Source organism: Demequina sp. B12 (genome assembly GCF_028823635.1).
Classification (GTDB): Bacteria; Actinomycetota; Actinomycetes; order Actinomycetales; family Demequinaceae; genus Demequina.
Genome location: NZ_JAPEHU010000004.1, coordinates 325,868 through 347,831, shown reverse-complemented (window position 1 = coordinate 347,831; position 21,964 = coordinate 325,868). Strand labels below are relative to the sequence as shown.

20 protein-coding genes are annotated in these 21,964 nt (G+C 62.4%); 5 read left to right on the top strand and 15 right to left on the bottom strand.

All coding sequences use genetic code 11. The features are described from left to right. Positions 1-465 precede the first annotated feature (465 nt). From ligA to nrdH, 5 genes are all read right to left on the bottom strand, one after another. Positions 466-2,559, bottom strand: a complete 2,094-nt coding sequence (ligA, locus tag ON058_RS11010) for an NAD-dependent DNA ligase LigA (protein WP_274669089.1) — start codon at positions 2,557-2,559, stop codon at positions 466-468. 152 nt (positions 2,560-2,711) lie between these two features. Beyond that, positions 2,712-3,686, bottom strand: a complete 975-nt coding sequence (gene nrdF, locus ON058_RS11005) for a class 1b ribonucleoside-diphosphate reductase subunit beta (protein ID WP_274669088.1) — start codon at positions 3,684-3,686, stop codon at positions 2,712-2,714. Between the two features lie 37 nt (positions 3,687-3,723). Beyond that, entirely contained in the window at positions 3,724-5,829 is a 2,106-nt protein-coding gene (gene nrdE / locus ON058_RS11000) for a class 1b ribonucleoside-diphosphate reductase subunit alpha (RefSeq protein WP_274669110.1), read from the bottom strand. A 20-nt stretch (positions 5,830-5,849) separates the two neighbouring features. After that, positions 5,850-6,251, bottom strand: coding sequence for a class Ib ribonucleoside-diphosphate reductase assembly flavoprotein NrdI (gene nrdI, locus ON058_RS10995; RefSeq protein ID WP_274669087.1), 402 nt, complete (start codon positions 6,249-6,251; stop codon positions 5,850-5,852). A 12-nt stretch (positions 6,252-6,263) separates the two neighbouring features. Next, the gene (gene nrdH, locus ON058_RS10990; protein ID WP_274669086.1) at positions 6,264-6,500 is read right to left on the bottom strand and encodes a glutaredoxin-like protein NrdH; all 237 of its coding nucleotides are present in this window, start codon (positions 6,498-6,500) and stop codon (positions 6,264-6,266) included. Positions 6,501-6,783: 283 nt separating this feature from the next. Here nrdH and ON058_RS10985 point away from each other — a divergent pair, with 283 nt between their 5' ends. Genes ON058_RS10985 through pgi form a run of 3 tightly spaced genes read left to right on the top strand, consistent with a single transcriptional unit; the run spans position 6,784 to position 9,293 of the window. Further along, positions 6,784-7,062, top strand: a complete 279-nt coding sequence (locus ON058_RS10985; protein ID WP_274669085.1) for a hypothetical protein — start codon at positions 6,784-6,786, stop codon at positions 7,060-7,062. A 58-nt stretch (positions 7,063-7,120) separates the two neighbouring features. Beyond that, entirely contained in the window at positions 7,121-7,561 is a 441-nt protein-coding gene (locus ON058_RS10980) for a hypothetical protein (protein WP_274669084.1), read from the top strand. A gap of 49 nt (positions 7,562-7,610) precedes the next feature. Further along, a complete protein-coding gene (pgi, locus tag ON058_RS10975; RefSeq protein ID WP_274669083.1) occupies positions 7,611-9,293 on the top strand; it encodes a glucose-6-phosphate isomerase in 1,683 nt (560 codons plus the stop codon). 75 nt (positions 9,294-9,368) lie between these two features. On the opposite strand, the gene deoD is transcribed toward pgi, so the two are convergent. Then, entirely contained in the window at positions 9,369-10,076 is a 708-nt protein-coding gene (gene deoD, locus ON058_RS10970) for a purine-nucleoside phosphorylase (protein WP_274669082.1), read from the bottom strand. A gap of 91 nt (positions 10,077-10,167) precedes the next feature. Here deoD and ON058_RS10965 point away from each other — a divergent pair, with 91 nt between their 5' ends. Then, a complete protein-coding gene (locus tag ON058_RS10965) occupies positions 10,168-10,851 on the top strand; it encodes a YoaK family protein (RefSeq protein ID WP_274669081.1) in 684 nt (227 codons plus the stop codon). Positions 10,852-10,938: 87 nt separating this feature from the next. On the opposite strand, the gene ON058_RS10960 is transcribed toward ON058_RS10965, so the two are convergent. Beyond that, the gene (locus ON058_RS10960) at positions 10,939-12,075 is read right to left on the bottom strand and encodes an SDR family NAD(P)-dependent oxidoreductase (RefSeq protein WP_274669080.1); all 1,137 of its coding nucleotides are present in this window, start codon (positions 12,073-12,075) and stop codon (positions 10,939-10,941) included. 22 nt (positions 12,076-12,097) lie between these two features. Next, complete coding sequence (locus ON058_RS10955) at positions 12,098-13,744, bottom strand: FAD-binding protein (RefSeq protein ID WP_274669079.1); 1,647 nt, start codon at positions 13,742-13,744, stop codon at positions 12,098-12,100. Between the two features lie 53 nt (positions 13,745-13,797). On the opposite strand from ON058_RS10955, the gene ON058_RS10950 reads away from it, so the two are divergent. Then, positions 13,798-14,352 carry a TetR/AcrR family transcriptional regulator gene (locus tag ON058_RS10950; protein WP_274669078.1) on the top strand — a complete coding sequence of 185 codons (555 nt, stop codon included), beginning with the start codon at positions 13,798-13,800 and terminating at the stop codon, positions 14,350-14,352. Between the two features lie 45 nt (positions 14,353-14,397). Here ON058_RS10950 and mgrA read toward each other — a convergent pair whose 3' ends face one another. From mgrA to mnmA, 7 genes are all read right to left on the bottom strand, one after another. Then, positions 14,398-15,438, bottom strand: coding sequence for an L-glyceraldehyde 3-phosphate reductase (mgrA, locus tag ON058_RS10945; protein ID WP_274669077.1), 1,041 nt, complete (start codon positions 15,436-15,438; stop codon positions 14,398-14,400). A gap of 94 nt (positions 15,439-15,532) precedes the next feature. Further along, positions 15,533-16,570, bottom strand: a complete 1,038-nt coding sequence (locus tag ON058_RS10940) for a LacI family DNA-binding transcriptional regulator (protein ID WP_274669076.1) — start codon at positions 16,568-16,570, stop codon at positions 15,533-15,535. A gap of 4 nt (positions 16,571-16,574) precedes the next feature. Then, entirely contained in the window at positions 16,575-17,426 is an 852-nt protein-coding gene (locus tag ON058_RS10935) for a carbohydrate ABC transporter permease (RefSeq protein WP_274669075.1), read from the bottom strand. A 2-nt stretch (positions 17,427-17,428) separates the two neighbouring features. Then, positions 17,429-18,379: a carbohydrate ABC transporter permease gene (locus ON058_RS10930; protein ID WP_274669074.1), complete on the bottom strand. Its 951-nt coding sequence runs from the start codon at positions 18,377-18,379 to the stop codon at positions 17,429-17,431. An 80-nt stretch (positions 18,380-18,459) separates the two neighbouring features. Then, entirely contained in the window at positions 18,460-19,821 is a 1,362-nt protein-coding gene (locus ON058_RS10925) for an ABC transporter substrate-binding protein (protein ID WP_342453050.1), read from the bottom strand. A gap of 284 nt (positions 19,822-20,105) precedes the next feature. Further along, entirely contained in the window at positions 20,106-20,735 is a 630-nt protein-coding gene (locus ON058_RS10920; protein ID WP_274669073.1) for a CueP family metal-binding protein, read from the bottom strand. 100 nt (positions 20,736-20,835) lie between these two features. After that, positions 20,836-21,921 carry a tRNA 2-thiouridine(34) synthase MnmA gene (gene mnmA / locus ON058_RS10915; RefSeq protein ID WP_274669072.1) on the bottom strand — a complete coding sequence of 362 codons (1,086 nt, stop codon included), beginning with the start codon at positions 21,919-21,921 and terminating at the stop codon, positions 20,836-20,838. Positions 21,922-21,964 lie beyond the last annotated feature (43 nt).

Here is a 21,964-nt window from a genome sequence, read left to right as displayed (position 1 = left end):
CACACTGTTGAGTTCTCAAAGATCGGACGCGCACCTCCACCAAACCAACCGGTCCGGCTTCGGGGCAACCCTTCTAACTTACTACTCGGATCGGACTCTGTCAACTCGCCTTGTCGGCGTGTCTTGGATTCTGATCCGGCCCTCAATCATACGTCATTCTGGGCGCGCTAGCGACCATCGTGATGTCTGGTGAGGTACTTCCAAGTGGTGCCGCTCAGGTCTCTCTCGAGGCCCTCCGCGGCGCTCCCTTCCTTGGCAGCGAGGAAAACATTACGCACTTCTGAACCCTTCGTCAAATCGGGACTTTCGGCCCCGCCTGGCCCCCATCGTCCCTGGTAAATCGCTAGAGAAAGGCCCCTGAGTCGGCACCATCGCCGCGAATCCTCCGAAAATTCTTCAGAAATTTTTTCGCACGTTTCCGGCGGGGTCTGTGGTAATGGCGACCCCGCCAGGAGGGGCTCCCCGCTATAAGCCTTCGGGCCCGTGTTCCAACAGGTTGCGGAACCCCTCGACATCCAGCACCGGGAGTCCAAGTTCTTCCGCCTTGGTTGCCTTGCTTCCGGCGTTCTCTCCGACCACCACGAAGTCGGTCTTCTTGGACACCGACGACGACGCCTTGCCGCCACGAGCATGGATCGCTTCTTTGACGCTGTCGCGGGTGAACCCTTCAAGGGAGCCCGTCGCGACCACAGTCAGGCCAGCCAGAGTCTGCGGAATCGATTCGTCACGCTCCTCCTCCATCCGCACGCCGGCCGCTGCCCACTGGTCGACGATGTCACAGTGCCAGTCGACCTCAAACCAGCGCCGGATAGAGTCCGCAATCGTGGGCCCCACGCCATCGACAGCGGCGAGCTCGGCCTCACTCGCTGCCCGGATTGCCGGGATCGACCCCAAGGCACCGGCCAACGCGCGGGACGCCGTCGGTCCCACGTGCCTGATGCTCAACGAGACAAGCACGCGCCACAGGTCCTGAGTCTTGGCCGCCTGCAGGTTCTCCAAGAGCCGGGCGCCGTTCGTCGACAGATCCCCCGCCTTCCGCTCTACCCCGTCCTTCTTAGAGTCGGCGTCCAACGTGAACAGCGAAACCCCAGTGAGATCGTCCTCGGTGAGAGAGAACAAGCCCGCCTCGTTCTCTAACACGCCTTCAGCGACAAGCGCCGCCGCAGCCTTCTCACCCAAAACCTCAATGTCCAGCGCACCGCGGCCGCCGATGAAAGCGATGCGGTCAATGATCTGAGCGGGACAGGCACGCGCGTTAGGGCAACGCATGTCTTTGTCACCCTGCCTCTGCTCCACCAGCGCCATGCCACACGACGGGCACCCTTCCGGCATCTGCCACTCGGTCTCGTTGCCGGTGCGCGCCGCGACCACCGGCCCCACGATCTCCGGAATGACATCCCCCGCCTTGCGCAGCACCACCGTGTCGCCGATCAGCACACCTTTGCGCTTGACCTCGTGCTTGTTGTGCAAGGTGGCGAAGGTGACAGTAGAGCCAGCAACCGTGACCGGCGTCATCACCCCGTAGGGAGTGACCCGACCGGTCCGGCCGACATCGACTCGGATGTCTTCCAACACTGTGTGCACCTCCTCCGGCGGGAACTTGTACGCCACCGCCCAACGAGGCGCGCGGCTCGTTGAGCCCAGCTGGGCTTGCACTGCACGCGAGTTGACTTTCAGCACTGCACCGTCAATCTCATGGATGAGGTCGTGCCGGCGCTGCTCTAAGTCCCCCAAGTAGTCGTCGATTGCCGCGACCCCGCTCAGCGTCTTGACGTGAGCGCTCACCGGTAGCCCCCACTGCTCCAACAAGGCGTAGACACCAGCTTGGGTCTCTGCCCGAGCATCGGCCCCCTGGGGACCCCACTCCAGCGCACCCAGCGCATAGGTCGTCACGTCCAGGGGCCGCTGCGCGGTCACGGCAGAGTCCTTCTGGCGCAAGGAACCCGCGGCGGTGTTGCGGGGATTAGCGTACGGATCCTTGCCTTCGGCGCGGAGTCTGTCATTCAGTTGCTCAAACGCTGCGACGGGGAGGAACACCTCACCGCGCACCTCCACCAGCGCAGGCACGTGGTCACCCGCTAGGCGCGCAGGAATCGACGCAATGGTGCGAACGTTCGCGGTCACATCCTCGCCAGTGGTGCCGTCTCCACGCGTCACACCGCGGGTCAGTTCCCCGTCTACATAAGTCAGTGAGATGGACAACCCATCGATCTTGGGTTCGCACACGACTTCCTGCTCGCCCACTTCCCGCGCCACACGCAGAAGCCACGCCTCCACCTCGTCAATAGAGAAGGCATTGTCCAGACTCATCATGCGCTCACGGTGTTGCACTGAGGCAAAGCCCGTCTCTGCGCGCGCCGATCCCACCGTCTGTGTGGGCGAGTCTGGCTCCGCTAACTCCGGGTGCTCCGCCTCAAGCTCGCGCAGTTCAACCTCGAGCGCGTCGTACGCAGCGTCAGAGATCGTGGGAGCGTCATCGCCGTAGTAGCGAGCCCGATGCTCCTCGATCTGCTGAACGAGGTCCTGGTGGCGGGCGCGGGGATTAGTCGTCTCACTCACGCCCCTATCTCACCATGAGTCTGTGACACTCGTGGCAGGCAGCGAGAGTCCCGCGAGCACAATCCCCATATATAGCGAGGGGATATGGGCCAGACCCGGGGGGGCCCCCCCGGCGGGCTTGGTCGTCCCCCTCGCTGTTCAGCAGATACCGACTAGAAGTCCCAGTCGTCGTCCGTCGTCTCCTCGTGCTTACCAATCACGTAGGACGAACCCGATCCGGAGAAGAAGTCGTGGTTCTCGTCCGCGTTGGGAGACAACGCTGACAAGATCGCGGGGCTGACGTCAGTGACGTTGGCCGGGAACAGAGCTTCGTACCCCAGGTTCATCAACGCCTTGTTGGCGTTGTAGTGAAGGAACTTCTTCACGTCCTCGGTCATACCCAGACCGTCGTACAGATCCTGCGTGTACTGGACCTCGTTCTCGTACAAGTCGTACAGAAGGTTGAAGGTGTACTCCTTCAACTCTTCCTGGCGAGCAGCCGACTCCGTTTCCAGTCCCTTCTGGTACTTGTAGCCGATGTAGTAGCCGTGAACAGCCTCGTCGCGAATGATGAGGCGAATCAGGTCAGCAGTGTTTGTCAGCTTGGCGCGGCTGGACCAGTACATGGGCAGGTAGAAGCCGGAGTAGAACAGGAACGACTCGAGCAGGGTCGATGCGACCTTTCGCTTGAGCGGGTCGTCACCGTGGTAGTAGTCCAGCACGATCTGCGCCTTGCGCTGCAGGTTCTGGTTCTCCGTGGACCAGCGGAACGCGGCATCGATCTCTGGCGTGGAGCACAGCGTCGAGAAGATCGACGAGTAGCTCTTGGCGTGCACCGACTCCATGAACGCGATGTTCGTGTAGACAGCTTCCTCGTGCGGCGTCAGCGCATCCGGAATCAGCGAGACGGCACCGACCGTGCCCTGAATGGTGTCCAGGAGCGTCAGCCCCGTGAACACCCGCATGGTCAGCGTCTGCTCCTCGGGAGTCAGTGTCGCCCACGACTGAATGTCACCGGACAGCGGCACCTTCTCCGGCAACCAGAAGTTCGCGGTGAGTCGGTTCCAGACTTCGACATCTTTGTCGTCCTGGATGCGGTTCCAGTTGATCGCGTCAACGTGGCTGACGAGGGTCAGCTTCTCTGTCATCTCTGATTCCTTCTTCGCTACAAGTCAATCGCGGGCGCTACAGCATGCAGCTCACGCAGCCGTCAACTTCTGTTCCCTCAAGGGCGAGCTGTCGGATGCGAATGTAGTAGATGGTCTTGATGCCCTTACGCCATGCGTAGATCTGGGCGCGGTTGATGTCACGTGTGGTCGCGGTGTCAGGGAAGAACAGCGTCAATGACAGTCCCTGGTCCACGTGCTGCGTTGCGGCCGCATACGTGTCGATGATCTTCTCTGGGCCGATCTCGTACGCATCCTGGAAGTACTCCAGGTTGTCGTTGTCCATGAACGGTGCCGGGTAGTAGACACGTCCCAGCTTGCCTTCCTTGCGGATCTCGATCTTCGAAGCGATCGGGTGGATCGACGACGTCGAGTTGTTGATGTAAGAGATCGAGCCAGTCGGGGGGACGGCCTGCAGGTTCTGGTTGAAGATTCCGTACTCCTGGACCTTGGCCTTCAACTCGCGCCAGTCATCCTGCGTGGGGATGGCGATGCCCGCCTCCGCGAACAATGCCGCGACACGGTCGGTCGCAGGAAGCCATTCCTGGTCCGTGTACTTGTCGAAGAACTCACCGCTGGCGTACTTCGAGTTCTCGAAGCCCTCGAAGGCGGTGCCCTGTTCCTTGGCGATCGTGTTCGACGCCGCGATCGCGTGGAAGAGCACGGTGTAGAAGTAGATGTTGGTGAAGTCCACACCTTCTTCAGAGCCGTAGTGGATGCGTTCGCGGCCCAGGTAGCCGTGAAGGTTCATCTGACCCAGACCAATCGCGTGTGCGCGGTCGTTGCCGTACTTGATGGAAGGCACGGAGTCGATGCTGGACTGCGTGGAAACTGCGGTGAGGCCGCGGACGGCGATTTCCACCGTCTTGCCCAAGTCGCCACCATCCATCGCAGTCGCGATGTTCATGGAGCCCAGGTTGCAGGAGATGTCCTTGCCGGTCTCTGCGTACGTCAGGTCTTCGTTGAACACCGAGGGCGTGTTGACCTGCAGAATCTCCGAGCACAGGTTCGACATGTTGATGCGTCCGGCAACAGGGTTGGCCTTGTTGACCGTGTCTTCGAACACGATGTACGGATAGCCAGACTCGAACTGCAGTTCCGCAACCGTCTGGAAGAACGTACGCGCGGAGATCTTGGTCTTGCGGATGCGCGCATCGTCCACCATCTCCTGGTACTTCTCCGTGATGGAGATGTCACCGAAGGGCACTCCATAGACGCGCTCGACGTCGTACGGGCTGAAGAGGTACATCTCTTCGTTGTTGCGGGCGAGCTCGAACGTGATGTCCGGCACGACGATGCCAAGCGACAGCGTCTTAATGCGGATCTTCTCGTCAGCGTTCTCACGCTTGGTGTCCATGAACTTCATGATGTCCGGGTGGTGTGCGGACAGGTACACGGCGCCAGCGCCCTGACGGGCACCCAGCTGGTTCGCGTAGGTGAAGGAGTCTTCCAGCAGCTTCATCACCGGGATGATGCCGGATGACTGGTTCTGGATCTGCTTGATGGGTGCTCCGGCTTCACGGATGTTCGACAGCGACAAGGCCACGCCACCACCGCGCTTGGAAAGCTGAAGTGCGGAGTTGATGGAACGCCCGATGGATTCCATGTTGTCTTCGATGCGCAGCAGGAAGCAGGACACGAACTCGCCACGCTGCGCCTTACCTGCGTTGAGGAAGGTAGGGGTTGCAGGCTGGAAGCGTCCTGCCACGATCTCGTCCACGAGGCTCGTTGCCAGTGCTTCGTCACCCGCGGCAAGTGCAAGTGCCACCATCACGACACGGTCTTCGTACCGCTCGAGGTAACGCTGGCCGTCAAACGTCTTGAGGGTGTACGAGGTGTAGTACTTGAAGGCACCCAAGAAGGTGGGGAAGCGGAACTTCTTGGAGTACGCACGCTCGGTGAGTTCCTGAATGAAGGAGAAGTCGTACTGCTCGAGCACCTGGGGCTCGTAGTACTCCTTCTCGACGAGGTAGTCCAGGCGCTCCTTGAGCGAGTGGAAGAACACGGTGTTCTGGTTCACGTGCTGGAGGAAGTACTCGCGGGCCGCTTCGCGGTCCTTATCGAACTGAATGTGACCCTCAGTGTCATAGAGGTTCAGCATGGCGTTGAGCGAGTGGTAGTCCATGCCCGTGCGGGGCTTCTCAATCACTGTTGCTTCCACAGCAGATCCAATCCGTTGCGAACGGCGGTGACGTCGTCCGGGGTTCCAAAGAGTTCAAACTTGTAGAGATGGGGCACGTCGCACTTGCTGGAGATGATGTCCCCAGCGATGCAGTAGGCCGCGCCAAAGTTGGTGTTTCCAGCACTCACCACTCCCCTGATGTACGAACGGTTGTGTTCGTCGTTCAGGAACTTGATGACCTGCTTGGGTACGGCGCCCTTGCCATTGCCCCCGCCATAGGTGGGAACAATCAAGACGTAGGGCTCGTCGACGGTGAGTGGCTCCTCGGTGGGGAGCAACGGGATGCGGTGCGCTGGCACGCCCAATTTTTCGACGAATCGGTGCGTGTTGCCCGATGCCGAACTGAAATAGACCAGCGACGCCACCAAGAGCTCCGGTTAGGAGGCGGCCCGTTCAGCCAGGGCCGCAATGCGGTCGGGCTGGAAGCCGGACCAGTGCTCGTCGCCAGCCACCACGACGGGAGCCTGCATGTAGCCGAGCTTCATGACGGTGTCGTACGCGTCTTGGTCCATCGTCACATCGAAAATCTCGAACTCGAGGTCAGCGCGCTCGAGTGCCTTCTTTGTCGCAGTGCACTGCACACAAGCGGGCTTGGAGTAAACCGAGATTGTCATGAGAGCTTCCTTCCGGGGACTTTGTGCGGACCAACGGCACCACCATAATATGGGGGTCACCCTATGTCGCCACCACAACATGCTGTGTTTCTCCACAATTTTGTACACAGCCCCTGTGAGGATCCTGTGGACTTCTGTGGAGCACTCCACACGACACGCCCGTGCTCATACGGACACGCCGTGACGACACGCCGATGGCTCCATATCTGACAGTCATCAACATCCCGCAAGAAGAAAGTACCTCCACCCTGTGACATTGCTTCGGAGTGTCAGAATGGGCGCCATGCCTGTTGTCAGCGACCGAGTTCGCGAGCGCGTCATCAGCGACTTTGGACCGTCAGCACCGAGAGTTCTCAGCACCCTTGAACGATTGCCCGTTGACGGCTCGATCGACCCCGAACGCATCCATGCAGCGGTGGTACTGGCAGCTCGCGGCAGCCTCGCCCTCTTTGAGGACGCCGCAGACCACGCCCGCGACGACTGGCGGGACCTGCTGGACCGCGCCAGCCTCGACGCCCCGGAATGGCGCGACGACATCCTCGACGCATTTGGTCCTGAGTAGCGACAAATTGCTACACGGCTGACACACGGCCGAAACACAGCGCTCCTACAGTCCCCATATGAGCCTGATGGATGTGGTGGTGCGCGCACAGTTCGCACTCATCGACGGGGACTTGCGTCCCGCGGCCGTGGCAGTGGCCGGAGACGTGATTGTCGATGTGGCGGGCTTTAACGATGAGTTCGATGCGCACAGTGATGTCACGTTGTCCGCGTCGGAGGTCCTGGTGTTGGCAGAGCACCGGGCAGCATCGGCGAGCGAGCCTCACTCCGGAATCAGGGTGGGTGCACGGGCGGACCTGGTCGCTTGGGACCAGTCGCATCGCGCACCTCAGATGTCGCAGCGCGCAACGCTGAGACCCGTGGCGCCGACGCGGGAGGCGTTGGGCGGCGCCACGATCCCGGTAGTGCGCGGAAGTCACCTTGGGAGGGGACGGCTTCTGCGCACTACCGCGGGATGGACGAATCAGCGATGCGCCTTTTTGCAGATTCCTCACACATAAGCACTCAGTCCTAGAGACGACAAGCAAAAAGCCCACTAACGTTGGTCCTGTGACTGCACCGATCGATCCGACGACCACATCCGCTTGGGCCGAGCTCACCGCACACCGCGACGGCTTCGCCCCCGATCTCCGTGAATGGTTCTCCACCGATCCGGGCCGCGTCGAACGCTTCTCGCTCCCGCTCGCAGATCTGCATGTGGACCTCTCCAAGAACTTGGTCACTGACGAGATCGCCGCATCGCTAGTCAAACTTGCACAGGAAACCGGCGTCGCCGAACGCTATGCCGCGATGCTCGCAGGCGAGCACATCAACACCACTGAGGACCGCGCAGTTCTCCACACCGCATTGCGCCGCCCTGCCGATGCCGAGCCGCCGCTCGTCGTCGACGGCCAGAACATCGACGACGACGTCCAGGAAGTCCTGGGCCGCGTCACCGAGTTCGCCGAGCGAGTCCGCTCCGGAGAGTGGGTGGGAGTCACCGGCAAGAAGGTCACGACGATTGTCAACATCGGCATCGGCGGCTCAGACCTGGGGCCCGTCATGGTTTACGAGGCCCTGGAGCCCTATGCCAACGCTGGCATCAGCGCCCGCTTTGTCTCGAACATCGACCCCACCGACATGGCGCAGAAGGTCAAGGGCCTTGATCCTGAGACCACGCTCTTCATCGTCGCATCCAAGACGTTCACCACCTTGGAAACGCTCACCAACGCGCGCCTGGCACGCGACTGGCTGTGGAACGCGTTGGCAACCGCTGGTGTTGATGTCGCCACCGAAGAGGCAAAAGCCGAGGCCGTCGCCCACCACTTCGTCGCAGTGTCGACCGCACTGGACAAGGTTGCCGACTTCGGCATCGACCCCACGAACGCCTTTGGATTCTGGGACTGGGTAGGCGGACGCTACTCCGTTGACTCCGCGATTGGACTGTCTCTCGCCATCGCTCTTGGGCCGGACGTGTTCGGCGAACTCCTTGACGGCTTCCACGCGGTTGACCGCCACGTCGCTGACACGCCCCTGGAGCAGAACGTGCCCGTGTTGATGGGGATGCTCAACATTTGGTACGTCAACTTCCTCGACGCACAGTCACACGCAGTGCTGCCCTACGCGCAGCAACTCCACCGATTCGCCGCCTACCTGCAGCAGCTCACGATGGAGTCGAACGGTAAGTCGGTGCGCTGGGACGGCTCCCCCGTCACCACCGACACCGGCGAGATCTTCTGGGGCGAGCCCGGCACGAACGGCCAGCACGCCTTCTACCAGCTGATTCACCAGGGCACCAGGCTCATCCCTGCGGACTTCATCGCGGTCGTCAACCCTGCCTACCCTCTGGAAGATGGGGGTCGCGATGTCCATGGCCTGTTCCTCGCAAACTTCCTGGCCCAAACCAAGGCGCTCGCCTTTGGAAAGACCGCGGCCGAGGTCGAAGCGGAAGGCACCACGGGCGCACTCGTCGCCGCACGCACCTTCACAGGAAACAAGCCCACCACGTCGATCTTTGCCCCGGCCCTGACCCCAGCCGTCGTGGGTCAACTCATCGCCTTGTACGAACACATCACGTTCGTCCAGGGCGTGGTGTGGGGCATCAACTCCTTCGACCAGTGGGGAGTGGAACTAGGCAAGAAGCTCGCACTGGAGATCGCGCCCGCAATCGAGGGTGACGATGCCGCTCTAGACGCGCAGGACGCCTCCACCCAAGCGCTGATCGCCTACTACCGGGCGCACCGCACTTCCTAACATCCACCACAACTGAGGGGCCGATGCCGGGATGACCTGGCATCGGCCCCTCAGTTGTCGGCAGGGGTCTAGCGACTAGTCCGCGAGCGCTCCCAACGCGACCGACACCATGCGTTCGAAGGTCTTCTCGCGTTCGTCCGCGCTCAGTTCTTCGCCGCGGACCACGTGGTCGGAGATGGTGGCGACCATCAGCGCTTCCACCCCTTCTGCCGCAGCAACCGCATAGATTCCTGCTGCTTCCATCTCGACGGCAAGCGTGCCGTACTCAGCGACTCGCGCCACGAGCGAAGGCTCGGGGTGGTAGAAGGCGTCTGAGGTCAGCACCGGTCCCACACGCAGGTTCACGCCGGCAGCATCGGCGTAGTCAGCTGCCGAACGCAAGAGCGAAAACGCCGGCGCATGCGAGTAATGGATACCCGGCACACGGTACGTCGACATGGCCGAATCCGTGTGAGCAGCGGACGCCGCAATGACATCTCCCAGACGCAAGTCAGGATGGATGCCACCGGCGGTACCCACGCGAACCATGCGCTTCACCCCGTAATGCCGCACAAGTTCGGTGGTGTAAATGGTGGCCGACGGCATGCCCATGCCGGTAGCCATCACGGACAACGGTCGGCCTTGATGGGTGCCGGTGAAGCCAAGGATGCCCCGAACTTCGGTCACGAGGTGAGCGTCGTCGAGGAAGCGGTCGGCGATCAGCGCGGCACGTCGCGGATCACCGGGCAGCAGAACGTCGGGGGCGAAAGCGCCATCGGGCGCGGAGATGTGCGGAGTTGGCATACGTCGAGCCTACGTCCGCAGTGCCGATGCTCCGGCTAAGTTCGGTACTAGAGCCCACCCATCCCCGGCACCCATCACGCCAGGAGGCGCCGTGACCATCACCACCCGTTCGAGCATCGGCCGCGTTCACTTGCTGTTGATGCTTGCTCTGACGTTCTCCACCGGAGTCATCGACGCGGTGGGGTACCTGGGCCTCGACAGGGTTTTCACCGGCAACATGACAGGAAACGTGGTCATTCTGGGAATGGGATTGACGGGCGTCGACGACTTACCCGTGGTGGGACCCGTCGTCGCGTTGGCGGGCTTCATGGCGGGCGCCGCCATCGGTGGGCGCACCCTCCGTGCCCGGGATGCTGGCTGGTCAGGCAAGACCACCGCGATGTTCACCGTGGTCGCGATCATGCTGTCCACAGCCACGGTCACCATGGCCCTCGACCCCCATCCCACGGAAGCCCTCCAACTCGTCATCACCGCATCCCTGGGTTTAGCGATGGGCCTTCAGGCTGCGGTAGCGCGCCACATTGCGGTCAGGGATGTCACCACCGTCGTGGTCACGTCCACCATCACCGGTCTCGCTGCTGACTCCGCGGCAGGCGGGGAAGGTATGCCGTTTTGGAAGCGACGCATGGGGGCGATCGTGTTGATTGGGGCTGGCGCCTGCTGCGGAGCGCTGCTGCTCAACGTCCACATCGCCGCAGGTATGGCACTGAGTGCCGCCATCACGGTGGCCGTCACCATCGTGGGTCACCGCACGCGCGGCATGGCACTGACGTAGACGCCTGCGGGGCCCCGCCGTCCACCTTCAGGCGATCGGCGAGGCCCCGCAGGGTCGTGTCGCGCAGACCAGAGTCAGTGCCGCACCCTAGACCGCGGACCATCCTCCATCCGACGGCAGAATCACGCCGTTGATGTTGTGACCGTCGTCCGACAACAGGAAGCAGATCGACGCCGCAAGCGACTCTGGACCCACTGGCGTGGGCAACACCGCCATCGCCTTTTGGATGCGTGCGGCCGCCATCGGCGAGTCAAACGACGCCTGGATTCCAGTGATGACCGGACCGGGCGCCACTGCGTTGACGCGCAGCCCCTGCGGACCGTAGATAAAGGCGGCCGACTTAGTGATGCCCACCACCGCATGCTTGGACGCTGTGTACGCGAGACCAGCAGCTGAGCCACGAATGCCGGCTTCTGAGGTGATGTTCACGATGGAGCCGGCGTGCGCCTCCAGCATGGTGGGAATCACTGCACGCGACAGTTTGAACAAGCCCGTGGCGTTGACCGCCATGACCTTGTCCCACACCTCGTCAGACACCTCGTGCAAAGGCGTCATGTTGTCCATGATCCCGGCGATGTTGGCGAGGCCATCGATCGTGTCCCCTGCCGCCGCAACGACCGCGTCGACGTCCTCTTGCCGCGTCACGTTTGCGACGACCTTCACGATGTCGAGACCGGCGTGTTCGGAGATGAACTCGTCGAGACCGGCTTCATTGAGATCAACGGCGATGACGCGTGCGCCTTCGCGGGCGGCACGCGATGCGGTTGCCCGACCGATTCCAGAGCCAGCGCCGGTAATGATGAGCGTCTTGCCCGCGAAGCGGCCCTCCGTGATCTTCTCCTCAAACTCCGGGAGCTCGAGTTCTTCTTCGGCTTCTGAATCCGCCGCGTGAGCTTCACCGGTGGCCTGAGCCTCGTCAGGAGCAGAGGACGGGTCGTAGGCCTCAGCCATGGCGACCAGTTCCGCGATCTTCTCTTCTGAGAACTGCCCCTTACTCATGGGGATCAGGCGCTTCATCGCGAATCCGCGAACGGGCTTGAGTTGCGACTCGTCCTGGCCTGCCTGGGCCAGCATGGCCCGCAGTACTGGGCCGCCTTGGGGGTGTGCCAACCAGTCCTTGATCTTGGTGTCGCCGCTGAGCCCGGTGGAGCCTGCCGCGGTGGGAGCGGGCGTAGCCGCCGAGGCGTCCGAGTCCACTGCCGCCTTGTCCTTCTTGCCAAACATGGTCATTCTCCTTGCATGGGGATTAGTGCGCGGATGTGCTGATGCGGGTCGCGGCGTGCTTGGCCCCAAGGAAACCGAACACGGTGGCAGGGCCGATGGTGGAACCGGCGCCGGGATAAGTGCGACCCATGACTGATGCGGTGGTGTTGCCTGCCGCATACAGGCCTTCAATGGGTGTACCCGCGGTGTCGAGCACGCGAGCGTGTTCGTCGGTGAGGAGTCCACCCTTAGTGCCGAGGTCTCCGGGCACAATCTTGAAGGCACGGAAGGGGCCCTTTTCGAGGGGACCCAGGTTGGGGTTCTTCAGTGAAGGATCCCCGTAATAGTTGTCGTAGGCGGTGCGGCCGCGGTCAAAGTCCTCATCGACTCCGGTACGGCAGAATCCGTTGAAACGCGCCACGGTGGCGAGCAGGACGTCCTCATCCATGCCCAGTTTCGCCGCCAAGTCTTCAAGCGTGTCGGCTTCGACAACGGAGCCTGCCTTCTTGAGCTTGTTGAGTCCTTGAAGTGCAGCGTTGTTGAGGAACTTGCGGTGGTGGCGCCGCTCCGTAAGCATCCACGAGTGAATCGCGGGCACCGTCTTATCGCGTTCCAGGATCGCGTGCCCCACATCGATGTAGCTCGCGGACTCATTGCAGAACCGTTGTCCGGACTGATCCACAATGATCGAGTAGGGGTCTGAGCGTTCGTTGACGCTGAACTGCGCTTCGCCGTCAGGCATCATGATGGAGGCACCCCACCATGCGTCGTCCATCAGCGCCACATCAGCTCCGGCATCGATTCCCACCTGGATCCCGCTGCCATCGTCACCTTCCGGCGCCGACGTGTACCCCTCAATACCGTGGTGCTCCTTGCGCCATTCTTTGTTGCGAGCGAACCCGCCGGTACCGAGCATCACGCCGGCGCGGGTGTGGACCCGCTTGATGCCGCCAGGGGTACGAATCTCTGCACCCACGACGACGTCACCGTCCTTGATGACGGACACAATCGGGGTACGCAAGCGCACCTCCACGCCGAGCTTCTTGGCGGTGGCCATGAGGTGACCGGCATACGCGCCGCCCAGCCCGTAGAGCTTCTTTCCTGTGGCGACACCCTTGAGCGTGCGTCCCACAAACTGGGCACCTCTCCGGAAGCCCGATGCGGAGGACCAGGCTCGGGTGAGGAGCCATACGTCGTCGGTCTTGAGCGGTGCGGGCAGCATGGCGCGGGAAGAGTCGTGCCAGCTTCCCAGCCGTTTGGCGTCGAAAGGCTCTGTCTCGATGGCGCGGCCACCGTCCATGCCACCGGGCTTGTCGGGATAGTAGTCCGGGTAGTCGGCGCTGAGCGCCCAAGTAATACCTAGGCGGCGCCATTCGTTGTAGACCGCGGTGACGCCGTGAACGTAGGCCTCACGACGCGCGGTACTTGAAGCCGGGCCCACGTCGCCGATCGTGACATCCATGTACTCGAGCGTTTTCTCGGGAGAGTCCTGCTTGCCCAGTTTCTCCATGTCGGGGTGGTTGGGCATCCATAGGCCGCCGCCCGAAATGGCGGTAGTGCCGCCCCACTTGTCGGTGCTTTCGACGACCAGAACTTGTAGGCCTTCGTCTGCTCCTGCAATCGCGGCGCTAAGCGCAGCTGCACCGCTGCCTGCGACCAGGAGATCGACTTCTTCGTCCCATTCCTGCATGTGTCTTCCCTCCAGATGACCGGACAACGTTGTCCGGTATCTATTCTAAGACCATGGCAACGCAACCCCGTGCACGTGGAGGAGCTCAAGCCGGGCGGGAAAACCGTGCAGCCCTCCTCGCCGCCGCGCGGGACGTTTTCGCCGAGCACGGCATCAACGCTCCACTGCGGCTCATCGCCCAGCGCGCCGGCGTAGGACAAGGCAGCCTCTACCGCCACTTCCCCGACCGCATCGCACTCGCAGCAGAAGTATTCGAAGACAACGTGGTGGACATCGAGGAGCTGTCGGCCCAGCCAGAATCGACCCTGCGTGACCTCGTTGAACTCGCCACCCGTCAAGCGATCGACGCCGCAACCCTGGTGGAACTCATCGCCGCACACGGCTCGGACTCCCGCATCGCCCAGTTTGGCGACCGCCTGCGTGCGGCGCTGCTACCCAAGATCGACGCCGCACACACCAACGGGGAGCTAGGAAAGTCCCGCACCGTCGACGATGTCATGCTTGCCATCTCCATGGTGTCGCTCACTGTGTCGCACGCACCCGACGGCCAACGCGGCGCTATCGCCGCACGCACCTGGGATCTCCTGACACCTGCGCTGCGCAGCTAGCCAGCGCTAGGAGGCCCGGCATCGGCCCCTGCCATGACGCGGCGCCTACAAGGTGCCGTGACGCGCGTCAGCCCAGATGTCGATACCCGCATCCGTCGCCAACTCGTCGATTGCCGCGAGCTCAGCGTCCGAAAAATCAAGCCGCTCCAGGGCCCCCACGTTCGCTTCCAGTTGCGCCACCGACGATGCGCCCATGACAATCGACGTCACACGCGGATCCCGTAAGGTCCACGCCAGCGCCATCTGAGCCAAAGACTGACCACGGCCTTGAGCAATCTCGTTCAGGCCCTGCAGGCGCTCCACAACGGAGTCAGTCAGCCACTCAGGATTGAGGGACTTCCCCGCTGCCGCCCGCGAGTCATCCGGCACACCACCCAAGTACTTGTCCGTCAGCATCCCCTGAGCCAAGGCCGTAAACGCAATCACCCCTGCTCCCACCTCATCGGCAGCGTCAAGCAGGCCCTCCGTCTCTACCCAGCGGTTCAACATGTTGTAACTGGGCTGATGAATCAACAGCGGCGTGCCCAACTCGCGCAGCAACTGAGCCATCTCCCGGGTGTGCGCCGCGTCATACGAGGAGATTCCCACGTAAAGCGCCTTCCCCGCACGCACCGCCGCATCGAGCGCCTGCGCGGTCTCCTCCAGCGGTGTCGTGGGGTCATAGCGGTGCGAGTAGAAGATATCGACGTACTCGAGCCCCATGCGTGCGAGCGACTGGTCGAGACTTGCGAGCACATACTTGCGGCCGCCACCGCCCTGGCCGTATGGCCCCGGCCACATGTCCCACCCAGCTTTAGTGGACACCACGATCTGGTCGCGATACGGCTTCAAGTCTTCAGCGAACACCCGACCAAAGTTGACCTCGGCGCTGCCGTAGGGCGGCCCATAGTTGTTCGCTAGGTCAAAGTGCGTCACACCCAGATCAAACGCGCGGCGCAGGATCTCCCGCTGCCCCGACAACGGCTTGTCATCACCAAAGTTGTGCCACAAACCCAGGCTCAGCACCGGCAAGTCCAGGCCAGAGTTGCCCGTGCGGCGGTAGATCATGCGACCGTCATAGCGGTCAGCGTCGGCGTGGTACGTCACAGCATCCTCCTTGAAACTGAAGCAACCGTCAGGGTTCCACTATGCCCGGTTCGTAGCCTGCACTGTTCACCACAAGAGCCTTGCCACCCACCGGCTACGTCGAAGAGCGCTCCACCAAAGCGGTCGGCAACAGCGTCTCCTGCGGCTTGGACATGTCTCCAGCAAGCACCGACAACAGGATGTCAGCCATCTCCTCCCCCATCGCCTCCGACGGCTGACGCACCGTCGTCAACGGCACATCGCACCGCACCGCGCTGGGAGAGTCGTCATAGCCCACCATGGCGATGTCCTCGGGGACCCGCAGCCCTCGATCCAGAAACACCGGCTGCGCGCCAGAAGCCATCAGGTCCGATGCCACGAAGACGGCGTCGAACTCGTCACCTTGAGCAAGAAGCTCACGAGCAGCCCTGCTACCACTCAGCATCGTGTAATCCCCGTGCACCACAGGGCCAGGCTCCAGGCCCGCCTTCTCCACCGTAGTGCGCCACCCCTCCAGCCTGTCCATACCGCTCTGCATCGACATGGGGCCAGTGATGGTGGCGATCCGCCGCCGGCCGCGATCGATCAGGTGCTGGGTCGCGGTCGCGGCGCCCGCGACATTGTCAACGTCCACCACGTAGCCCTTGAGGTCATCGAAGGCAGGCCGCCCACCAAACACCATGGGCAGCATGTCCCCGATCTCACGCACAAACATGTCAGACGTGTGATGAGACACCACCACCACGCCGTCCACCACGCCGCCAGCCAGATAGCGCAACATTTTCGCCTCAGGGCCCTTGGACGCAATCATGAGGTTGAGGAGGTAGTCCGACCGCTCCAAACGCCGGTTGATGCCTGCCACGATCGACGCGAAATACACGTCGCCGAAGAAGCGGGTCGTGTCCTCCGGCACCACCAGAGCGATCGCATGCGACTGCTGCGAGGCCAACGATCGCGCCGCCCGGTTGGGCACATACCCCAGCTGTGCGATCGCTGCTCGGACCGCATCCGCTGACGACGGCGTCACCGTCGACGACCCGTTGACGACCCGCGACACCGTCGCTCGCGACACCCCCGCGAGCGCGGCCACCGCCTCCAACGTGGGGGCGGCGGCACGCGCCTGCGCAGGCTTGGCGCCCGTGACGCTCGTCATGACGCTAGCCCTTGACAGCACCCGCCATGATGCCCGAAACCAGCTGGCGACCGGTGAAGATAAACATGATCAGCAGCGGCACCGTGGCCAGCAACACGCCGGCCAGCACCAGGGAGTAGTCCACGAAGTAGTTCGCCTGCAACATCGACAGCGCCACCGGCAGCGTGGGGTTGGACTGATCCAACACAATCAACGGCCACAGGAAGTTGTTCCACGCTGTGACGAAGGTGAACAGGAAGAGCATGGCCATCGCAGGCCGCGCCGCTGGAACACCCACGTTCCAGAACGTGCGGATCATGTTGCATCCGTCGACTCTAGCCGCCTCGATCAGCTCCGTCGGCAAGGACTGTTGCAGATACTGCGTCATCCAGAACACGCCGAAGGCCGTCACCAGTGCAGGCAGGATCACGGCGCCCAACGAGCCGGTCCAACCGAACTGCGCCATCAGAATGTACAGCGGCACAATGCCCAACTGAACGGGAACCGCCATCGTCGCGATCACCGCGACGAACAAGCCCCCGGAACCCTTGAACCGCAGCTTGGCGAAGGCAAAGCCAGCGAGGGTCGACAACACCACCGTGGACACCGCGACCGTGGTCGACACGATGATGGAGTTCCCCAAGGCCTTCCAGAAGTTCACGGCCGGATTCTGAATAACGGTGGCCGCGTTCTCGAGGAAGTTGCCGCCGGGGAACCAGGACATGTTGGGGTCGCGAATGGTGGTGGAGTCTCCCGATCCGATCAGGAAGGACCAGTAGAACGGGAACAACGAGGCGACCAGGACGACTACGAGAGCCAGATAGGTAAACCACGTGGGACGGCTGATGTCCGTCATGGAGGTGCGCTTGAAGGCCATGGTTAGCTCCCGCTCTTCTCGGAGGAGATGAGGCGTCGCGTCAGCCAGAAATTGATCAGGCCAAAGACGACGATGATGAGGAACAGCAGCCACGCGATGGCAGACGCGCGACCAAAGTTCAACTCACCCCAACCGGTGTTGTACATGTACATCGTGATCGTGAGCCACTGCTGGTCAGCACCTCCGTTACCGGCGCTGTCGAACATGCGCGGCTCGTCGAAGATCTGCAGGCCGCCGATCGTCGAGGTAATGATCACGAAGATGGCGGTGGGACGGATCTGCGGCAGCGTGACCGAGAAGAACCGGCGGGCTTTGCCTGCACCGTCAATTGCCGCGGCTTCATAGAGTTCGCGTGGAATCGCTTGCATGGCGGCTAGCAGGATCAACGCGTTGTAGCCGATCCACCGGAAGTTCACCATCGAAGCAATGGCGATATGCGACGGGATGACTTCCTTGTGCCACGGGATGGCATCGATTCCGACGAGGCCGAGCCAGTGGTTAATGAGTCCGTACTCGTCAGCGAACAGCTGCGAGAAGATCAGTGCCACGGCGACCGGCATCACGACGTAGGGCACCAGGACGCTCATGCGCCAGAATGTCCGTGCCTTGAGGTGGTGGTCAAGCATCGCAGCAATGAACGTCGCAATGATGAGCTGTGGGATGGACGACAGCAGGAAGATCGAGAAGGTGTTGCGCAATGACACCCAGAACTTGCGATCGTTCAGAACAAAGTCGAAGTTGGCGAGTCCGATGAACTCGCCGGAGTTGCGAATGGTGTCCCAGTCCATCAGCGAGATGACTGCTGTGTAGACGATGGGGAACAAGCCAAAGATGGTGAAGACAACAAAGAACGGCGCGATGTAGAGGTAGGGAGACGCCTTGACGTCCCACTTACTGAGGCGCTGTCGCCAGGTGACGCCGGCAGCGGGCCGGTCCAAATCCGTGGATGCCATGAGGTTCCTTCAGGTGACGCAGATTCCTAGGGGGCGGTGTCCGGGCCGCCTCCACTGCGGGAGACGACCCGGACCGCGACTCAAAGCCGGCTGTTAGCCGATTGCTTCGATGTCGGCGACTGCCTTGTCCCAGGAAGCCGTGGGGTCGTCGGTGCCATCTTCAACACGGGTGAGCGCGTTGTTGATGGCGTCGTTGACCTGGAAGTAGTACTGACCCTTGTAGGGCGAGGGCACCACTGCCTCGCGGGCTCAGCGAAGATCTCTCCGATGGGGGCGTCGTTGAAGTAGGCGTTGACCGCGTCCGTCACGGCGGGGTCGGAGTAGGCGTCGACCTGCGAGGGGTACGTACCTGCGTTCGCGAAGGCCTTGGCCTGCTGCTCGGGAGCGGTCAGCCAAGCTGCGAGCTTGGTGGCCTCTTCGATGTTCGAGCCGTTGGCGGGAACGGTCAGCCAGGAACCGCCCCAGTTACCGCCACCGTTGGGGTAGACGTTAGCGAGGTTCCAGTCGGTGGTGTCGGTGGCGTTGCCCTCGATCACACCGAGCATCCACGGCGGGCACAGCATGGTCGCGTACGCACCGTTGGACAGTCCTGCGAACCAGTCTTCGGTCCACTGGCCGAAGTGCGACGACTGCGTCTCGGATGCTGCGGTGAGCTGGTCGTAGTTTGCCTTGACCGCGTCGTTGTCGAGCACGATGATCTCGCCACTGTCGGAGTCTTCGAAGGCAACGTCGAGCTGGTTGACCATGCCCTGCCAGATTCCCGATGCTGAGTCGAAGAATGCCTTGCCGCCGGAGCCTTCGACGTAGTCGTCACCGACTGCGAAGAAGTTGTCCCAGTCACCATCGAGTAGTGCTGCCACCTCATCAGGGGATGAGGGCAGGCCGGCCTCTTCGAACAGCGAGGCGCGGTAGCACACGCCCTGGGGTCCGGTGTCAGTGCCGTAGCCGATCAGGCGTCCGTCTGCGTCAGTGGCGCCGGCCTCAACGTAGTCCACCCAGCGTCCCTCAACGTCTGCGGATGCCAGGTCTGTGAGGAGGTCCGAGTACTGCATGACCTCGGGCATCCAGTCCACTTCCACCATTTCGACGTCGGCGAGTCCACCGGGGCCAAGCTTGGTGAAGAAGTTCTCACGTGCGTCACCGGATTCGGCCTTGCGGTCGTAGGTGATGGTGACGTGCGGGTTGAGCTCCATGTACTCCTCGATGAGGTCGTACTGGTAGTCGTTGTCGTTCTCCGAGTTGGAGAAGCCGGGGGTGTTGAAGGTGGCAACGGTCAACGAGACCGGTTCAGCGTCGCCTTCCGCCTCGGCTGTGGTGCCGCCGGTCGACTCGTCGGTCGACTCGTCAGCGGGGTCGTCGCTTGAGCATGCGGCGAGGGTCAGGGCAAAGATTGCCGTACCTGCTGCTGCGGCAAGCGCCTTCTTGCGTCGCGTGAAGATCACGTTCACTCCTTTGTGAGAGAAGGGTTATCCCACTCGCGAGAGCGCTCTCTCATGCGGTGAGAGCGCTTTCACGAGTTGGCTTCACGCTAGGAGCCGAATATGTAGATGTCAACGCGAAATCGTCAATAAAAACGTTTCGATATCGAACCGTTACGATCAGCGCTTCACCCCCGCTGGCCCGCGCACCAGGCACCGCCGCCCCGCTTGAACTCCCTCGCAGACGACAACAGCCGCCCCGGCGCCCTGAGGGAGCGCACCGAGGCGGCCGTCAATCGCGGCGGGGACTACCCGAGCTGAGTTGTTGTCAGGCAGGTGGGGTCTTCCTCACCAGTTGCAATGTCCTGGGTGAGACTCAGATCGCCGTAGGTCACCTCAAGGGTTGCCTCGATATCACGCGGTAGCCATAGCCCCACAAAGCCGTTGTCAAAGGTCGTCATGTCCTCGTCGACCAGCACCTCACCCGCATCGGACGTCACCGTCACGTGGATGTCGGCATTGCCCAACTCACCGGTGCACGTCGTCAACGAGTGGTAGTAGCAGTCGTGGGTCTGGTTGACATACGGCGCGAAGGACACATAGAACTCGTCGCCAGTCAGCGGCATCGACTCCTCCGAGCCATCCGTCAGCACCAGCAGTTCGTCATACCGCACCGACGCCATGAAGTCCTCAGTACGGTCGGCGAGCGCCGTCTGGTCAAGGGTGTCGATCAACTCTTCTGTCGACAACTCACCCAAGCCTGCATCGAGGATGGGCTGCGGCACACCCGCGGCATCCGTCGTGACGCTTGGAGCAGGGGCCGATGCCGTGGCTGAGGAAGTCTCCTCGGGCGCCTGCTCGGAGGACGCAGAGCAGCCAGCGAGCACCAAGGCAGCGGCGGCGGACAGGGCTACGGGGATCAGAACTGAACGCTTCATGCCGCGAATCTACATGACTCGATTCCGAGGTTTACCAGGACGAAGGCCCTTCCAGCGACTGGAAGGTTGAGCATTACCCCTGGTAGAAGTCAAGCCTCATTTAGACACGCCGGGAGGCCAGCGTGGCCTGCCCCAACACCCGCGTGCCCGCGTACACGACCAGCGACTGCCCTGCCGCCACACCACGCATCGGCTCATCGAGCTCTACCGTCATCGTGTCACCGTCACGCACCACCGTCCCAGGAGTGGTTGCGCCGTGGGCGCGAACCTGCGCCTCGCACGGAACAGGCGTGTCCGCCGGAACATCCGGGGCAAGCCACACGGCCTCCTCACCTCGCAGCGTCGACACCGACAACAAGGTCTCCGGCCCCACTGTCACCACATTGCGCGCCGTGTCCACGCCTGTGACATACCGGGGCGCCCCATCGGCAGCAGGACGGCCGATGCCCAGCCCCTTGCGCTGGCCCACCGTGTACGCGTACGCCCCCTGGTGCGCACCCACGACGGAACCGGACTCATCCACAATTTCTCCGGGCTGCTCCCCCAACTCGCGCTGCAAGAAGCCCTTCGTATCGCCGTCCGCCACAAAGCAGATGTCATAGGAGTCAGGCTTGTTGCTCACGCCAAGCCCGCGCGCGGCGGCCTCCGCCCTGACCTCCGCCTTCGACGCCATATCCCCCAACGGGAACATCGACTGCGCGACCTTCTCCGGTCCCATGACCGCGAGGACGTATGACTGATCCTTGGCGATGTCGACGGCGCGGTGCAGCTCGCGCACGCCGTCCTCGCGGATCACGATGCGCGCATAGTGACCGGTCGCCACGGCGTCGAATCCCAGCGTCTCCGCACGCTCCAGCAGGGTGTCGAACTTGATGTGCTCATTGCAGCGCACACACGGGTTCGGGGTGCGTCCCGCCGCATACTCATTCAGAAAGTCCTTGACGACCAGATCGTGGAACTCATCCGACAGATCCCAGACGTAATACGGAATCCCGAGCTTGTCCGCCGCCCGGCGGGCGTCATTCGAGTCCTCGATCGAGCAGCAGCCTCGCGAACCCGAACGGAACTGGTCGCGGTTGCGACTGAGCGCCATGTGGACACCCACGACATCGTGCCCCGCATCGACGGCACGTGCAGCGGCAACGGCGGAGTCAACACCGCCTGACAATGCTGCGAGGACACGCATGGGGAACAACCTTCAGTTACGACAACAAACGGAACGACCATCC

Excerpts from the sequence above, each read along its gene's own strand:
- nrdF (WP_274669088.1), bottom strand. The coding sequence starts at position 3,686 with ATGACAGAGAAGCTGACCCTCGTCAGCCACGTTGACGCGATCAACTGG.
- nrdE (WP_274669110.1), bottom strand. The coding sequence starts at position 5,829 with ATGGACTACCACTCGCTCAACGCCATGCTGAACCTCTATGACACTGAG.
- nrdH (WP_274669086.1), bottom strand. The coding sequence starts at position 6,500 with ATGACAATCTCGGTTTACTCCAAGCCCGCTTGTGTGCAGTGCACTGCG.
- ON058_RS10985 (WP_274669085.1), top strand. The coding sequence starts at position 6,784 with ATGCCTGTTGTCAGCGACCGAGTTCGCGAGCGCGTCATCAGCGACTTT.
- ON058_RS10980 (WP_274669084.1), top strand. The coding sequence starts at position 7,121 with ATGAGCCTGATGGATGTGGTGGTGCGCGCACAGTTCGCACTCATCGAC.
- deoD (WP_274669082.1), bottom strand. The coding sequence starts at position 10,076 with ATGCCAACTCCGCACATCTCCGCGCCCGATGGCGCTTTCGCCCCCGAC.
- ON058_RS10960 (WP_274669080.1), bottom strand. The coding sequence starts at position 12,075 with ATGTTTGGCAAGAAGGACAAGGCGGCAGTGGACTCGGACGCCTCGGCG.
- ON058_RS10955 (WP_274669079.1), bottom strand. The coding sequence starts at position 13,744 with ATGCAGGAATGGGACGAAGAAGTCGATCTCCTGGTCGCAGGCAGCGGT.
- ON058_RS10950 (WP_274669078.1), top strand. The coding sequence starts at position 13,798 with ATGGCAACGCAACCCCGTGCACGTGGAGGAGCTCAAGCCGGGCGGGAA.
- ON058_RS10940 (WP_274669076.1), bottom strand. The coding sequence starts at position 16,570 with ATGACGAGCGTCACGGGCGCCAAGCCTGCGCAGGCGCGTGCCGCCGCC.
- ON058_RS10935 (WP_274669075.1), bottom strand. The coding sequence starts at position 17,426 with ATGGCCTTCAAGCGCACCTCCATGACGGACATCAGCCGTCCCACGTGG.
- ON058_RS10930 (WP_274669074.1), bottom strand. The coding sequence starts at position 18,379 with ATGGCATCCACGGATTTGGACCGGCCCGCTGCCGGCGTCACCTGGCGA.
- ON058_RS10920 (WP_274669073.1), bottom strand. The coding sequence starts at position 20,735 with ATGAAGCGTTCAGTTCTGATCCCCGTAGCCCTGTCCGCCGCCGCTGCC.
- mnmA (WP_274669072.1), bottom strand. The coding sequence starts at position 21,921 with ATGCGTGTCCTCGCAGCATTGTCAGGCGGTGTTGACTCCGCCGTTGCC.